General features: G+C 60.2%; 16 protein-coding genes. All 16 read left to right on the forward strand.

All coding sequences use genetic code 11. The features are described 5' to 3' along the window. Positions 1-532 precede the first annotated feature (532 nt). The 16 genes from AC6JBC_RS06040 (at position 533) to AC6JBC_RS06115 (ending at position 13,749) form a co-directional block, all read left to right on the forward strand. The gene (locus tag AC6JBC_RS06040) at positions 533-730 is read left to right on the forward strand and encodes a Flp family type IVb pilin (protein WP_498025908.1); all 198 of its coding nucleotides are present in this window, start codon (positions 533-535) and stop codon (positions 728-730) included. Between the two features lie 41 nt (positions 731-771). Then, the gene (locus AC6JBC_RS06045) at positions 772-969 is read left to right on the forward strand and encodes a Flp family type IVb pilin (protein WP_498025909.1); all 198 of its coding nucleotides are present in this window, start codon (positions 772-774) and stop codon (positions 967-969) included. A 70-nt stretch (positions 970-1,039) separates the two neighbouring features. Continuing rightward, a complete protein-coding gene (gene cpaB, locus AC6JBC_RS06050; RefSeq protein ID WP_498025910.1) occupies positions 1,040-1,966 on the forward strand; it encodes a Flp pilus assembly protein CpaB in 927 nt (308 codons plus the stop codon). After that, a complete protein-coding gene (locus AC6JBC_RS06055; RefSeq protein WP_498025911.1) occupies positions 1,953-3,467 on the forward strand; it encodes a type II and III secretion system protein family protein in 1,515 nt (504 codons plus the stop codon). Before cpaB ends, AC6JBC_RS06055 begins: the two co-directional genes overlap by 14 nt. A 14-nt stretch (positions 3,468-3,481) precedes the next feature. Then, positions 3,482-3,760, forward strand: a complete 279-nt coding sequence (locus tag AC6JBC_RS06060) for a hypothetical protein (RefSeq protein WP_464788516.1) — start codon at positions 3,482-3,484, stop codon at positions 3,758-3,760. A gap of 20 nt (positions 3,761-3,780) precedes the next feature. Further along, a complete protein-coding gene (locus tag AC6JBC_RS06065; protein WP_498025912.1) occupies positions 3,781-5,364 on the forward strand; it encodes a pilus assembly protein TadG-related protein in 1,584 nt (527 codons plus the stop codon). Between the two features lie 58 nt (positions 5,365-5,422). Beyond that, positions 5,423-5,914, forward strand: a complete 492-nt coding sequence (locus tag AC6JBC_RS06070) for a TadE family protein (RefSeq protein ID WP_498025913.1) — start codon at positions 5,423-5,425, stop codon at positions 5,912-5,914. Continuing rightward, complete coding sequence (locus tag AC6JBC_RS06075; RefSeq protein WP_498025914.1) at positions 5,911-6,534, forward strand: TadE/TadG family type IV pilus assembly protein; 624 nt, start codon at positions 5,911-5,913, stop codon at positions 6,532-6,534. Before AC6JBC_RS06070 ends, AC6JBC_RS06075 begins: the two co-directional genes overlap by 4 nt. A 20-nt stretch (positions 6,535-6,554) precedes the next feature. Continuing rightward, positions 6,555-7,766 carry a CpaE/TadZ family protein gene (locus tag AC6JBC_RS06080; protein ID WP_498026012.1) on the forward strand — a complete coding sequence of 404 codons (1,212 nt, stop codon included), beginning with the start codon at positions 6,555-6,557 and terminating at the stop codon, positions 7,764-7,766. Beyond that, complete coding sequence (locus tag AC6JBC_RS06085; RefSeq protein ID WP_498025915.1) at positions 7,766-9,127, forward strand: TadA family conjugal transfer-associated ATPase; 1,362 nt, start codon at positions 7,766-7,768, stop codon at positions 9,125-9,127. The genes AC6JBC_RS06080 and AC6JBC_RS06085 overlap by 1 nt, the downstream gene beginning before the upstream one ends. Further along, positions 9,124-10,128 carry a type II secretion system F family protein gene (locus AC6JBC_RS06090; protein WP_464788522.1) on the forward strand — a complete coding sequence of 335 codons (1,005 nt, stop codon included), beginning with the start codon at positions 9,124-9,126 and terminating at the stop codon, positions 10,126-10,128. Before AC6JBC_RS06085 ends, AC6JBC_RS06090 begins: the two co-directional genes overlap by 4 nt. A gap of 4 nt (positions 10,129-10,132) precedes the next feature. After that, positions 10,133-11,104 (forward strand): type II secretion system F family protein, encoded by a 972-nt coding sequence (locus AC6JBC_RS06095; RefSeq protein ID WP_498025916.1) that lies wholly within the window; start codon positions 10,133-10,135, stop codon positions 11,102-11,104. A gap of 25 nt (positions 11,105-11,129) precedes the next feature. Next, positions 11,130-11,960, forward strand: coding sequence for a tetratricopeptide repeat protein (locus tag AC6JBC_RS06100; protein ID WP_498025917.1), 831 nt, complete (start codon positions 11,130-11,132; stop codon positions 11,958-11,960). Continuing rightward, complete coding sequence (locus tag AC6JBC_RS06105) at positions 11,957-12,784, forward strand: tetratricopeptide repeat protein (RefSeq protein ID WP_498025918.1); 828 nt, start codon at positions 11,957-11,959, stop codon at positions 12,782-12,784. Before AC6JBC_RS06100 ends, AC6JBC_RS06105 begins: the two co-directional genes overlap by 4 nt. Continuing rightward, the gene (locus AC6JBC_RS06110; protein WP_498025919.1) at positions 12,781-13,305 is read left to right on the forward strand and encodes an A24 family peptidase; all 525 of its coding nucleotides are present in this window, start codon (positions 12,781-12,783) and stop codon (positions 13,303-13,305) included. The genes AC6JBC_RS06105 and AC6JBC_RS06110 overlap by 4 nt, the downstream gene beginning before the upstream one ends. A gap of 228 nt (positions 13,306-13,533) precedes the next feature. After that, positions 13,534-13,749, forward strand: a complete 216-nt coding sequence (locus tag AC6JBC_RS06115; protein ID WP_498025920.1) for a hypothetical protein — start codon at positions 13,534-13,536, stop codon at positions 13,747-13,749. Positions 13,750-14,238 lie beyond the last annotated feature (489 nt).

Below are 14,238 nucleotides of genomic sequence, written 5' to 3' on the forward strand. Positions count from 1 at the left end.
GACTGTACCCTTAAAAGGTGACAGGGTGGAAGGATCGGTGGAGCTATTGGCGGCGAGCATGAGGTCCGGCGGATCACCAAGAGCCATGGATATATATCGTTAATTAGACCTTTATACTGTTAAGAAGTAAAAGTATAGATCTTCGCTATTCATGGTTTTATTGTTATTATTGCAAGATATATTAGTAGAAAAGAAAAAATGACGGACAGTAAAGTGGCGAATTTCTGTTGATTTCAAGAGATATATAACCAAGGATATATTTAACAATTCGGCGGAATTACTTTCAATGGCGTGTATGGAAATCAAAAATGGTTAACAAAAAATTGCCGTAACATATTGTAAAATAGAGTATTTTTTTACCATGTTGACTTGCCCCGTCTTTGAGCCAATTTGGGGACAAGTTCTACGGGAACTGCCCAACTGCCTGGCGAGTGGAAAAACACCGCTAGGGTCGCCAGGTGGCAAAGGCCCCTCCGCAGAACTGTGCGAGAGCAGCTGGAAACTGGTTTCCGGTCAAATAGGGGTAAAAGACATGACTTTCTTCAAGAATCTTTGGAATGATGAGGGCGGTGCTTCGGCGGCCGAATATGCGCTGATCTTGGCGATCGTGGGTACTGGCATTGCGCTAGCGGCTGTCGGGCTTGGTCAATCCATTTCCACCGCAATGAATGAAGCGGGCAACTGCATCAAATCGCCGCCGACTTCGAGCACCGGCACTGCAAACTGCTGATATCCAGCAGTTCTTTGAATTGGTTCAACAGGAGAGAAGATATGACTTTCTTCAAAAATCTGTGGGCTGACCAGAGCGGTGCTTCGGCAGCTGAATATGCGCTTATTCTGGCCATCGTTGGTACAGGTATCGCTCTCGCCGCTGTTGGACTCGGTGAGTCGATTTCTACGGCGATGAATGAGGCAAGCAATTGCATTAAGACGCCGCCGACTTCGAGCACTGGTACGGCGAACTGCTGATTTGGACTGAAAGAAGCCGGCGCTTGGTGCGTCGGCTTCTACGGATTTCACAATTCCGGGGGGAGTTTTCGTGGGGCAGCGCAGATCTCTCATCATTCTTGGCTTCGCGATCTTGCTGGGCCTGGCGGCGGTATTCATCGCCAACGGCTATTTGAGCAAGGCTGAGCAGGCGCAGGCCACTCCGCAAGGGGGCATGGTCAAGGTCGTCGTTGCATCGATGCCTTTGGCCTTTGGCACGGCGGTCACTCCGGAAAAAATTAGGGTGGTCGATTGGCCCGCGGCTTCGGTGCCGCCGGGTGCTTTTCGCGATCCCGTGCAGCTCACCTCCCTTGGCAAGCAGCGGGTTGTGCTGCGCCAGATCGAGCCGGGTGAGCCGATCCTGACATCCAAGCTGTCCGCAGAAGGGGGCCGTGCCACCATGTCCGGTGTGCTGCGGCCCGAAATGCGTGCGGTCGCGGTTCGCGTGAGCGACGTGGCGGCGGCGGGCGGCTTCGTGCTGCCGGGTGATACGGTCGATGTCTTCGTCACGCGCACGGCGCAGGACGGCGCGGGCGGCAGCCAGCAGATCACCGACGTGCTGCTGCAGAACACCCGTATCATCGCCATCGACCAGAATGCCAACGACAGTTCGAAAGACCCGGCGGTCGGCAAGACAGCGACGCTGGAGGTCAATCAGGTCGATGCGCAGAAGCTGGTCCTGGGCCAGCAGGTCGGCCAGCTGACGCTGGTGCTGCGCAATGTGACGGACCAGCCCAACCCGGCCGTGCAGACCGTGGGGATCGAGGATTTGCGTGACGGCGCCTATGTCGGCGGTTTCTCCGGCCCGCGCGCCCGGATAGCGGAGGCAGGCTTCGCGCCTGCTCCGATGCCCAGGATGCGTGCGCCCCGGCGCAGCGTTCCGAAGAATGTTTCCGCTCTGCCCGCGACCGCATCGGTCGAAATCGTGCGCGGCACGACCGGCACCAGCTATGAGGTGAAGCGCTATGGTTCGCGGTAAGTCCATGACGGCGCTGGCGCTTGGGATGGCGCTGGCCGCAGGGGCGGCGTCGCCCGCCCCGGCCCAGATCGCTTCGCTGACCGCCAGCAATGTGGATCATGCAGGGCAGCTGGACGTGCCGCTCAACAAGAGCCAGGTGCTGACGGTTGATCGCGCTTTTTCCAAGGCGCTGGTGGGTAATCAGGAGGTTGCGGACATATTGCCGCTGACCAACCGATCGCTCTATGTGCTGGGCAAGAAGGTGGGGACGACGAGCCTGACCCTCTATGACAGCCGCAACATGTTGATCGCGGTGGTCGATGTGGCGGTGGGGCCGGATGTCGTGACGTTGAAGCGGCAGCTGGCGGAGTTGATCCCCGGTGAGCAGATCGGCGCGCGCATTTCCAACGACGCGGTGGTTCTGACGGGCACGGTGTCGAGCGCTTCGGCGGTGGACCGGGCGGTGCAGATCGCCAGGACTTATGCGGGCGGTGACGAGAAGGTCGTCAACATGCTGTCGGTGGGTGCTTCGCAGCAGGTGATGCTGGAGGTGCGCTTTTCGGAAGTGAACCGGCAGGCGGCCAAGCAGATCGGGCTGAATCACAGCTTCACGGGTAACCGGACGGCGGGCAGCATCGGCAATCTGGCCGGGGATTCGATCATCCCGACCAATAATGACCGCATTCCCACCATCAAGCTGGACGGTTTGTCCGATGCGTTCGGTGTGGGGACGTGGGCCTACAAGATCGGCAGCCTGAACCTGTTTTCCGCGCTGGATGCGCTGGAGAGGAAGGGGCTGGTCAAGACGTTGGCGGAACCGACGCTGGTAGCGCTTTCGGGTGAGACGGCGTCGTTCCTGGCGGGCGGCGAGTTTCCGATCCCGGTCGTGCAGAATGGTGGCGGCGGGGGCGGCAATGGCAACAATGGCATTACCGTCGAGTTCAAGCCGTTCGGTGTCAGCCTGGGCTTTACGCCTACGGTGCTGAGCGACGGGATCATCAACCTGGTGGTTGAGCCGGAAGTGAGTTCGATCGATCCTTCGGCTTCGGTGTCGATCAACGGGCTGGTGGTGCCGGGATTGCTGACGCGGCGGGCCAAGACTGTGGTGGAGCTGCGCGATGGGCAATCCTTTGCCATTGCCGGGCTGCTGCGCAACGATTTTCAGGATACGGTGCGGCAGTTGCCGATATTGGGTTCGATCCCGATTATCGGGTCGCTGTTCCGCTCGACGGGCTTTCAGAAGCAGCAGACCGAGCTGGTCATGATCGTGACGCCGCGGCTGGTGAAGCCGATGCGGGCGGAGGATGTGAGCCTGCCGACCGACCGGGTGGGCAATCCGCATGAGCTGGACCTGTTCCTGATGGGGCGGACGGACAAGGCGGTGGGGATCAATCCGCTTAACCCCGATGCGATGCCTCCGGAAAAGCGCCGGGCCGTGCCTGCTCCGGCTGCTCCGGCGGCGGCTGCTCCGGTTCCGGCTCAGGCCCCGGCGGGGGCGAGCCAGAGCGGATATGAACTATGAGCGGGAGTGAGACCATGCGCAGACTGTCCCTGACCGCGATGCTGGCCGTTCCGGCGCTGGCGGGATGCACGGCTAACGACCCGACCTTTGGCGGTGCGGTGCGGAATAACTATGCGCTGCAGGTGATCAATCCGGAGCCACGCTATGAAGGCACGCTCGTCGAAGGGGGCGAGGGCAAGCGCAGCGCGGCGGCGGTGGAACGCTACCGCACCGACAAGGTGAAGAAGCCCGCGACGATCAGTACGACGCAGGGCACCGGTGGTGGGTCCGGCGGTGGCTCGGGCGGCCGGTAAGTAGGGGGAGGCTTTCATCCATGTCTGCCCGTCGGAACAGCCTGCTAAGGTCAACCAGCGGTGCGGTGGCGCCGACGGTGGCCCTTTCGCTTTTCGGTTTGATAGCGGCGGGGGGGATTGCGTTTGATTATGCGCGGATGGCGAGTCTGGATACGGAATTGCAGACGGCGGCTGATCAGGCGGCACTGGCGGCCGTTACCCAGCTGGATGGAAAAGCTGATGCGATCACTCGAGCTACGAAGGCGGCCCAAGAGCTAATCACTAACAATACACGGTTTTCTAATGACGGTAACGATGCTGCCATCGGAGTGCCAACATTAGTTTTCTACAAAAGCTATGATCAGGATGCGGATGATTTTGTCGATGAGATAGATGTTGCGGACGACGATGCTGACGAAGAGGCTCGGGTTGTTCAAGTAACCGTAGCGGGCCGTAAGGCGTTTTTTGCGCTTACGCCTATCGTAGCCGTGTTAAATTCGGGTAATATCGCAGCGTCTGCTGCTGCAGGATTAGGCAGTGCCGTTTGCAAGGTGCCGCCGCTGATGATCTGCAATCCCAAGCCGGGGACGGAATTCAATCCTGTGGATCTCACAACTGGATTCGAGACGCTGCGAGGAGTGGGCATCAAAGTTGTCGGTCAATCAGGTAATTCCTGGGCGCCAGGAAATTTCGGCTTTCTGGATGTAGGGCAGGATGATGTCGGGGCTCCAGATTTACTATCTGCTCTTGCCTATCAAAATCCCATGCTGGATTGTTTAAATGTCGAAACTAATGGTGTGGATCCCGGTGTCACGGCTCCCGCATTTGATGCGATCAACACGCGTTTCGATATTTACAATTTTGGCAGTGGAGGGGGGTCTACTCTAGGTGCATGCTTTAATGGAGCATGTCCGGCCGCAGCCAATGTGGTCAAAGATCTTGTTCGGCCTGAAAATGCGGACAACAGCAAAAATGGATGTAAGCTTCACAATCAAGGTTGGCAGCTGCCGACCAAGCAGTTTTCGCCAAAGGCTTATAATGCCAGCCAAACCGTAACCACATCACTGGATTCAGATGGCTTGATAGATGCCATGGGGCTGCCTAGAGATAATTGTCACTACACCAGCTATGGGCATGCTTGTCCCGGCCTCAATTCGGACGAGCAGCGGATTGGTGACGGTAACTGGGCTAGGCAGGATTATTTCGCAAAATATCATAGCACTACCAAGCCAACCAACTGGCAGACAATGACTCGCTATGAAACGTATCGGTGGGAGCAGCAGCCTGCTACGCCTAGCAACTTGCCTAATGTTGTCAGCGCGGGCGGTTCCTTGCGCCAATATGGTGCCGCTCAATGTTCGACTGGAACATTGGAGTCAGGGCGAGATCGACGCCTCGTCACGGTCGCAGTTGTCGATAACTGTGCAGCGCTTAACGGCAACTCTGTTAAGGCGCAGATCGGCAAATGGGTGGACATGTTTCTCGTGGAACCCGCATTTGATCGCGGTAACGGAGTAAATGGTACGGAAGTATATTTCGAGGTCGTGGCCAACAACACTGTTGCTGGAAATGGGAATACGGGATCGCAGATGATACGTCGCGATGTTCCGTATCTAATCCGGTGATCTTATGAGATTGATCCGGGCATTGGCATCATGCGTAAGGGGGGCTGCTGCTGCCGAAATGGCTTTAGTCACGCCACTCCTTATAACGCTGATGTTCGGTTCATTTGAACTTGGAAACTATTTCCTCAGTGAGCATGTCGTGGTCAAGGCCGTTCGGGATGGCGCGCGCTATGCTTCGCGTCTCAATCTAACCAACTTCACGTGCACCGCACCAACTCCACCGGACACACTCAACCCGATCACCGATACGGCTGTCGAGCAAAAGATTGAAAATCTAGTGCGTACAGGGCTTGTTAGCGTAGCTGACGGGGATGAAGCTCGGTTGCGCGGTTGGGTAGACGGCTCCGCGATCAACGTCGGATATATGTGCAAGCCAGTGGGAGATGTTGATCCGCCATATAGTGGCATTTACACTGGCCTGAATTATGTTCCTGTAGTCCGCGTGGCGGTCCAAGGTCTTGATTATACCTCGTTGTTCAATGATATCGGTTTTACCAGTTCAACGATCTCGCTTAACGCCGAGGCTGAATCAGCGGTGATGGGCATATGAAAAATGTGCTTTCTCGCTTAATTCTTGATCGTCGAGCCTCATCGGCGGCTGAGTTCGCATTGGTATTGCCGCTACTTTTGATATTCCTATTAGGAATTATTGACGTTGGCCGACTGATGTGGACATGGAATATGGCAGAGAAAGCCACGCAGGCTGGTGTTCGCTATGCTGTGGTAACTAGTGTCGTATCCAGCGGATTATTCGATTACCGTTTCACGGTCGATGGTGGGGTTGGCCAAGGAAATGCTGTCCCCACCGCTGTTTTCGACCATCTTATATGCACAGAAGGCAATGACTGTTCGGATTGCGTTGGTAGTGCATGCGATGAGATCGAACCGTCTCTCGATTCGGACGCCTTCACCGGTTTGATCGACAGGATGCATATGATGTATCCTCAAATAAGCGCGGGCAGTGTTGAAGTCGAGTATCAGAACATTGGTCTTGGTTATGCAGGAGACCCAAATGGTTCTGATGTGTCGCCACTGATAACCGTGAGAATCCGCCCTGATAGCTTGTCGTTTAGGCCAATCCTCTTTTCGCTTTTCGGCGGCACCATCTCCCTACCCAGCTTCAGCGCCGCCCTCACCATGGAAGACGGCCAGGGCACGGTAGCAAATTGAGGAACAAGATCTTGGGCATCGTGACGAACACAGCGGAAGCGGCCGAGAGCTGGACACTCAATGTGGGGGATGAGGGGATTCATCTGATCCTTTCGGAGCAGGAGGTGGCGGCTTCCGATATTCTTGGGGATCAGCTGAGCGGGCAGTCCTTGACCTTGTCCATGTTGCCTGCGGGGGCTCCATTGCCGCAGTCGTTGGTGGCGGAGGCGAAGGCCGTCATATTGGAGGTGCTGCCGGACGACGATGCATCGACGCGGCGGCTGGCGGCTTTGCGGGCGGCTAATCCGGCGCTGCTCGTCGTTGCGGCCGTGCGCAATGCGGAGATCCCACTGGTGCGGGCCTTGCTGCGGAGTGGGATCAACGATGTGGTGGCGCTGCCTTTGCAGGCGAGCGAGTTGTCATCGATCATCGACCAGCTGCGGGGTGAAATCGCAGCCAAGGGCGGGCGCGACGTCAAGACGGGCGCGCTGGTGTCGATCATCAAGAGCGTCGGCGGCGTGGGCGCGACGACGATCGCTACACAGGCGGCCAGCCTGCATGCGCGGAACGCCAAACAGACGGGCGAGCGGGTTTGCCTGTTCGATTTCGATGTGCAGTTCGGCAATGCGGGGACGTTCCTGAGCATCTCCTCTCCGCTGACGCTGGCAGACCTGTTGCAGGGTGGTAACCGGGTGGACCGGGAGCTGCTGGGCTCTGTCACCGTCGAGACGCCGACCGGGCTGCATGTCGTGACGGCGCCTACGGAGATCATGCCGCTGGAGGCGGTGAATGCCGATCAGGTGTTCCGCGTCGTTGAACTGGCGCAGCGCACTTTCGATACGATTTATCTGGACCTGCCGGGCAACTGGACGAACTGGTCCATGTCGCTGGTGGCGCGGTCGGAGGTTATTTTCCTGGTGTGCGAGCTGACTATCGCCAGCCTGCGGCAGGCGCGGCGGCAGATCGCCTTGCTGCGGGATCAGGATATCGATCCGTCGCGCATCCATGTGATCGCCAATCGGGTCGAGAAGAAGCTGTTCCGGGCGATCGGGCTGGAGGATGCGGCGGCGGCGCTGGATCATCCGGTGAACCTTAGCATCGCGAACGATTTTCCGCTGGTCAGCTCTGCGCTGGATCAGGGGGTGCTGATCCAGGAATTGAAGGCGCGCAGCCGCATCTGCAAGGACATGCAGGATATCGTCGATTGCACGATGCAGGCGGTCGAAGCGCGGCGTCAGGCGGAGAAAGGGTGATGTGGCAGATCCGGAAAGGCGACAGCCGCTTTGGCGATCCTCGCGATGATGTGGGGCCGACCGATACCGAGCTGGTCCATTGGGAAGAGGACCGGCATACGGAGCTGAAGGTCGCGCTGCACCAGAAGCTGATCGACCTTATCAACCTGTCGGCGCTGGAGAATATGTCGCGCGCGCAGGTGGAAGCGGAGGTGGGGGAGATCGTCCATGAGCAGCTGGCGTTGCAGAAGCATGCGCTGAACCTGGAAGAGCGCAAGCGGCTGGTTTCGGACATATTGGACGAGCTGCTGGGGCTGGGGCCGCTGGAGCCGCTGCTGAAGGACAATAGCGTCACCGACATTTTGGTGAACGGGCACAAGATCGTTTTCGTCGAGCGTGGCGGGCGGCTGGTGGAGACGGCGGCGCGCTTCAAGGATGAGAAGCATCTGCTGCGCATCATCCAGAAGATCGTGGCGGCTGTCGGGCGGCGGGTGGACGAGGCTTCGCCTTTTGTCGATGCGCGTCTGGCGGATGGGTCGCGCGTCAATGCGGTGGTGCCGCCGCTGGCGGTGGATGGGTCGCTGCTGTCCATTCGTAAATTTGCCAAGGTGCCGATCAGCATGGCGCGGCTTTCGGAGCTGGGCAGCGTGCCGGGGCCGATGGCGCAGGTGCTGTCCGCCGTGGTGGCTTCGCGGCGCAATGTGCTGATTTCCGGCGGTACGGGCTCGGGCAAGACGACGCTGCTCAACGCCATGTCGGCGAACATCGACGAGGCCGAACGGATCGTGACGATCGAGGATTCGGCAGAACTTCAATTGCAGCAGCGGCATGTGGTGCGGCTGGAAACCCGGCCGCCGAATATCGAGGGGCGGGGTGAGGTTACGCAGCGCGATCTGGTGAAGAATGCGCTGCGTATGCGGCCCGATCGCATCATCGTGGGCGAAGTGCGCGCCGGGGAGGCATTCGACATGCTCCAGGCGATGAACACCGGCCATGATGGGTCGATGACGACGGTTCACGCGAACACGCCGCGCGATGCTCTGTCCCGTGTCGAGCAGATGATCGGCATGAGCGGCATCGACATTTCGCCGCGATCGGCGCGGGCGCAGATTGCTTCGGCGCTGAACGTCATCGTGCAGGTCGGGCGACTGTCCGACGGGCGGCGGCGCTTGCTGAGCATTTCGGAGATTACCGGCATGGAGGGTGAGGTCATCACCATGCAGGAAATCTTCCGCTTCAAGATGACCGGGCGGGACGAGAATGACATGGTGCGCGGCCATTTCGAGGCGACCGGCATCCGCCCGAAATTCATGAGCGATCTGGCCGATCGGGGCATTCACCTGCCCGCCGATCTTTTCCGTCCTGATGCGGTGGTGCAATGATCAACCCGATCTACATCCGCGCCTTTGTGCTGGTGCTGCTGTTCGCGGCGGTGATCCTGACGATCGAGGGGGTTCATAGCTGGTTCCGGGCGCGCGCAGGGACTGAACGGGTCGTCAACAAGCGGTTGAAGATGATCGCGGCGGGGTTTGAGCGCAGCACGGTCCTGTCCCGGCTGCGGCGCTATGACGACAGCCTGAACTTCAACCATGACAGCGTTTTTGGGCGGATGGCTTTGAGCGTCGTGCGGTCGCTGCATGGCGCGGGGCTGAGCGTGCCTGCGCGGGTCGTGCTGACCTTCATGGCGATTGCGACGGGCGTGCTGTTCCTGATCGTGGTGATCGGCGCGCTGGCGGCGGGATATGGCATGACGGCGGGGATGATCGTGATGGCGGGAGCCTTCGCGGCATCGCTGGGCGTGCTGCTGCCGATCATGGTGCTGAGCCGGTTGAGCCAGCGGCGGCGCAAGAAGATGGAAGAGCAGTTTCCGGTGGCGCTCGATACTTTCGTGCGTGGCCTGCGCGCCGGGCATCCGATCGCGGCGGCGCTGGACCTGCTGACCAAGGAGATGCGCGACCCGATCGGTAGCGAGTTCGGGATCGTCGTCGATGAAGTGACCTATGGCTCCGATCTGCGCGACGCCTTGCAGCGCATGGCCGAGCGGTGGGACATGAACGAGATGCACATGTTCGTGACGTCGCTGTCGGTGCAGGCGGAGACGGGCGGCAATCTGGCCGAGATATTGGAGAATCTGTCGTTGGTGATCCGGGAGCGGGCGAGCCTGTTCATGAAGGTGCGCGCGCTGAGTTCCGAAGGGCGGATGACCGCGGTCATGCTGACGGCGCTGCCGATCCTGGCGTTCGTCGCGCTGTTTCTGCTCAATCCCGGCTTTTACCTGGATATCGCGCAGGACCCGATGTTCATCTTTGGCTTTTCCGGGCTCATCATCCTCTACATCATCGGCTTCGTCACGATACGCCGCATGGTTGATTTGAAAGTCTGACCTGATGCTGGACCTCGCCCTTATCTCGCAATTGCGGCCGGTGTTGCTGGTGCTGCTGTTCGTCGCGATCGTGGCGATCGTCTATGGCGTGACGGAGGCGGTCGCGCGTACGTCCAGGGTGCGCAGTCGGCTGGATGTTGTGAGCGACGTCGGTGGCGCGGTGCAGGGCGGTGGGCAGTCGCTGCGCAATGAGCGCAACAATAGCGAATGGAAGAAGCTGGTCGATCGGATCGAGAAGCTGGGCATTTCGCTGGCCGACACGAAGAATGACAGCCTGCGCAAGCGGTTGATCGCGGCGGGCTATCCCTCGCCCGAGGCGCCGAAGATATTTACGTTCATCCGGTTGGTGCTGACGCTGGCGCTGCCTGCGGTGCTGGTGCTGATGTCGCTGAACAAGCCCGAGCCGCCGAGTCCGATCAAGCTCTATCTCATGGCGACTGCCGTTGCGGTGCTGGGGCTGTATCTGCCGAACCTTTTCATTTCGGCAAAGGCGGCTCGGCGGCAGGAGGCGATCGTCCATGGCTTTCCCGATGCGCTGGACCTGATGCTGGTGTGCGTGGAGGCGGGGCTGGGGCTGGAAGCGGCGATGGACCGGGTGGGGCGCGAACTCGCCATCTCGCATCCGCTCGTGTCGCAGGCGCTGGGTAAGGTCGTGCTGGAACTGCGCGCGGGGCGCAGCCGGGCCGACGCGTTGCGGCGGATGGCGGATGATGTGGATGTGGATGAGATTCGGTCCTTTGCTACCCTGTTGATCCAGTCGGACCAGCTGGGTTCGAGCGTCGGGCAGACGCTGCGGGTTTATGCGGCGGAGATGCGGGAGAAGCGGCGGATGCGGGCGGAGGAGAAGGCACATCGGCTGCCGGTGTTGCTGTCGGTGCCGCTGGTCGCCTGCATGCTGCCGGTGATGATCGGGGTGCTGATGCTGCCCGCTGTGGTGCGGGTGGTGAGGGAAATCCTGCCGGTGCTGAGCCGGTAGCGGAAACCAAGAGGGGGGACGGGGCATGATGAGACAGGCAGTGGCGATATCGCTGATGCTGGCGAGCGCGGCATGCAGTTCGGCCAACCGGGAGGTGGCGATCCGGCCCGTGAATGCCGAGGCGGCGGCGGCGACGGGAAAAGAAGCCATCGCGCGGGGGCAGTTGCTGTTTTCGCGGGGGGAATATGCGCTGGCGCTGGATGCTTACCGGCGGGCGATGCGGCAGGACCCGGCCGATGCGAACGCGCTGAACGGCGTTGCGATCAGCTATGCGGCGATCGGGCGGCATGATCTTGCGCGGGATTATTTCGAGCTGGCCCTGGCACGGGCTCCCATGGACGAGCGCATCCATCGCAACTTCGCGCGCAGCCTGAATGCGCAGGGTTTGCAGGGAGAAGCGAACGCCTTGCTGGCTGAGATCGGGCAGGGCGTGCAAGCTGGTGGTGCGCGCCGCCCGACGCTGGCCCAGATCGCGATGGACGGTGGCAATCGTCCGGCGGCACCTGTGCGGGCGGCCGGGCTGGAGCTGGAGCGGGTTTCGATGGGCGAGGTGCGGCTGCGCACAGTGTCGGCGGGCGTCACACAGGCTGCATTGCCGGGGCGGGCCATCGCGCAACTGAATACCGCGATCGTGACTGTTGCGGACGGAGCTGGCGCGGCGCCAGCCATCTCGCTTTCGCGGTCGTTGGCGGCGCCGATCACGACCCGGCCGACGCCAGTGCAAGTGACGGTGGCAGGGTGTGGTAAGGATGGCTCCGATGCGGGAGCGTCAAGCCCCTGCGCGACGATGGCGGGTGGGGATGAGTCCGACAGCCTGTTCCAGAAGCTATGGGCGTGGAGCGGGGGCCGGGGATGAGCATCCTGCTGCTGCTGGCGGCTTCGGCCATATCCCCCGGCGCTACAGCGGCCGAGACGACGCCCGCAGCGGCTCTGGACTATGGCCGATTGATCGATGATGCGATCGAAGGCGGGCGGATCGTGCAGGCCGAATTAATGCTGAGCCAATGGCGCGACGGGGCGCAGGCGCAGGACAAGCGGGGCATCGACATCGCGGTGGCGCAGATGGCTCTGGCCAAGGGGCAGGATGCCGAGGCGGAGGCGCGTTTTTCCGCGATCGGCCCGGGAGCGACGGCGGATTGCCGGATCGATGAAGGTCTGGGCATCGCAAGGCTGCGGCTGGGCGGGGCGGATCAGGCGGCGGAAGCGCTGCGCCGCGCGGTAGATCAGTGTGCATCGCGCTGGCGGGCGTGGAACGCGCTGGGCGTCGCTTATGACAAGGCAAAGTCCTGGGCGCTGAGTGCCGCCGCCTATGAGCGGGCCTTTCAACTGACCGACAGGCCGGTGCAGGTGCTGAACAATTATGGGCTTTCGCTGATGGCGCAGGGACAGGCGGAGAAGGCGATCGCGATATTCGACAAGGCGCGGGACATGGCGCCCGATGACGCGCGCCTCATCGCCCATAGCGATGCCGCGCAGGTGATGGCCGGGCGCGATATAGAAAGGCGCGCCGCCGATGACGCCAATAGCTGGGCCAGGCGACTGAGCGACGCGGGGCAGGTGGCGTTGCGCATGGGGGATGCGGTGAAGGCGCGGGCCTATCTTAGCCGCGCGGTCACGGAGTCAGAGAGTTTTCAGCCCGAAGCGACTGCGGCTTTAGCCGACATGGGGGCGAGGCCATGACGAAGGACTTTGTCCTGATTGCGCTGTCGTTGGTCCTGCTGGGCGCGGCGATCGAGGATATTGCGCGGTTGCGGATATCCAACATCTTTCCGCTGCTGGTGATGGGGCTGTTCGTGCCCTGGGTAGCGTTGGCCGGATGGGAGAATGACATCTGGCAGAATGGCACGCTGTTTCTAGCGGTGTTTGCGCTCGGATGCCTGATGTTCGCGCTGCGATGGATGGGCGGGGGCGATGTCAAGCTGCTGGCGGCCTGCGCGCTGTGGTTCGATTGGGGCGCGGCGCTGCCCTGGTTTGTTTATGTGACGGTCGGTGGCGGCGTGCTGGCGTTGCTGATCATGGCCGGGCGGCGGATGGTGCCGAAAGCAGTGCGGGATGGGTCTTCACTGTCGATCTTCGCGCCGGGCGGGCCGATCCCTTATGGGGTTGCAATTGCGCTGGGGACCGTGATGGCGCTGTATATGGCGGGGCCTAATCCTAGCGGGGTGGCGCATCTGCCTGCGTTTGTGAGGGGGCTGACGTAGACACTCGCTATGCTCGCGCCCACCCCTAACCCCTCCCGCTTGCGGGAGGGGGGCGGTTTGTATGGAGCGGACCGGCTGTAACGGATTATGCTATCGAATCGCCCTTCGCAAATGATGCGACAAAGTAAAAATATTCTGCTAGGAGGGGTAATCGAGCGAAATCAGCCCGCAAGCCTTCGTATTGACAGAGAGACCATCGCGCTCCCGCTTGCCTGCTGGAGTGTGTCCATGGAAGACCTGAATAATCTACTGGAAAATGAACAAATCGAGCTTTTAAAAGAGCAGGAAGCAACGTGTGTTTTAGCGCGTTCCGCTCATCGATTTCGTGCCAGGAGCTATGCCCGGCGCATTCGTGCGCATGACTATCCTTACAGATCCGGCCCGGTGAATAGTGGAAAAGCTTTTGCCCCATATCCGTTTGGCGGCGAAGGACAACATTCATGAGTCGGGTTGTCAACACGACGGCGAGCGTGGCTGAGATCGAGAAGATTTGCGCCGCGCACAGTTTTCGCATTTCAACGATAGAAACCTTGGCGTCGGGTGGTTCGAGAGTGGTTTTGCTTGACGGAAGGGACGCCGAACAAGTTCGCCTGTTGTTAAAGAATAAAATTCTTACCGGCGAGATTAAGCGCTCGGCCGCTCACGTCTCGCGCCAACCTCCTGCATCCTACAGGTCGCGGTAATGCAGCAGATCATAAACTTACAACGCCGACAACAATTGGCAGAATGTAGTGCGGCGGGTGCAATCTGCGAGATGGACCGGCAGCAACATGATGCCCTCGCTCGTGCTTACGAGAAGATCATCGCGGTCTTGAAACGGGACCGCTTTGAAGCAGGCGGTCGCCGCGTCAGAAGGACCTGAACTGGTCGTAAGGCGACAACCCCAATCTCGTCGTGCCAGCGTAAGTTGGCATCTCGCTCGATGCGTTCTGC

It is taken from the genome of Sphingobium sp. RC1 (genome assembly GCF_059738765.1).

Excerpts from the sequence above, each read along its gene's own strand:
- AC6JBC_RS06040 (WP_498025908.1), top strand. The coding sequence starts at position 533 with ATGACTTTCTTCAAGAATCTTTGGAATGATGAGGGCGGTGCTTCGGCG.
- AC6JBC_RS06075 (WP_498025914.1), top strand. The coding sequence starts at position 5,911 with ATGAAAAATGTGCTTTCTCGCTTAATTCTTGATCGTCGAGCCTCATCG.
- AC6JBC_RS06110 (WP_498025919.1), top strand. The coding sequence starts at position 12,781 with ATGACGAAGGACTTTGTCCTGATTGCGCTGTCGTTGGTCCTGCTGGGC.
- AC6JBC_RS06100 (WP_498025917.1), top strand. The coding sequence starts at position 11,130 with ATGATGAGACAGGCAGTGGCGATATCGCTGATGCTGGCGAGCGCGGCA.
- AC6JBC_RS06045 (WP_498025909.1), top strand. The coding sequence starts at position 772 with ATGACTTTCTTCAAAAATCTGTGGGCTGACCAGAGCGGTGCTTCGGCA.
- AC6JBC_RS06095 (WP_498025916.1), top strand. The coding sequence starts at position 10,133 with ATGCTGGACCTCGCCCTTATCTCGCAATTGCGGCCGGTGTTGCTGGTG.
- AC6JBC_RS06085 (WP_498025915.1), top strand. The coding sequence starts at position 7,766 with ATGTGGCAGATCCGGAAAGGCGACAGCCGCTTTGGCGATCCTCGCGAT.
- AC6JBC_RS06070 (WP_498025913.1), top strand. The coding sequence starts at position 5,423 with ATGGCTTTAGTCACGCCACTCCTTATAACGCTGATGTTCGGTTCATTT.
- AC6JBC_RS06065 (WP_498025912.1), top strand. The coding sequence starts at position 3,781 with ATGTCTGCCCGTCGGAACAGCCTGCTAAGGTCAACCAGCGGTGCGGTG.
- AC6JBC_RS06105 (WP_498025918.1), top strand. The coding sequence starts at position 11,957 with ATGAGCATCCTGCTGCTGCTGGCGGCTTCGGCCATATCCCCCGGCGCT.
- AC6JBC_RS06055 (WP_498025911.1), top strand. The coding sequence starts at position 1,953 with ATGGTTCGCGGTAAGTCCATGACGGCGCTGGCGCTTGGGATGGCGCTG.
- AC6JBC_RS06115 (WP_498025920.1), top strand. The coding sequence starts at position 13,534 with ATGGAAGACCTGAATAATCTACTGGAAAATGAACAAATCGAGCTTTTA.
- AC6JBC_RS06060 (WP_464788516.1), top strand. The coding sequence starts at position 3,482 with ATGCGCAGACTGTCCCTGACCGCGATGCTGGCCGTTCCGGCGCTGGCG.
- AC6JBC_RS06090 (WP_464788522.1), top strand. The coding sequence starts at position 9,124 with ATGATCAACCCGATCTACATCCGCGCCTTTGTGCTGGTGCTGCTGTTC.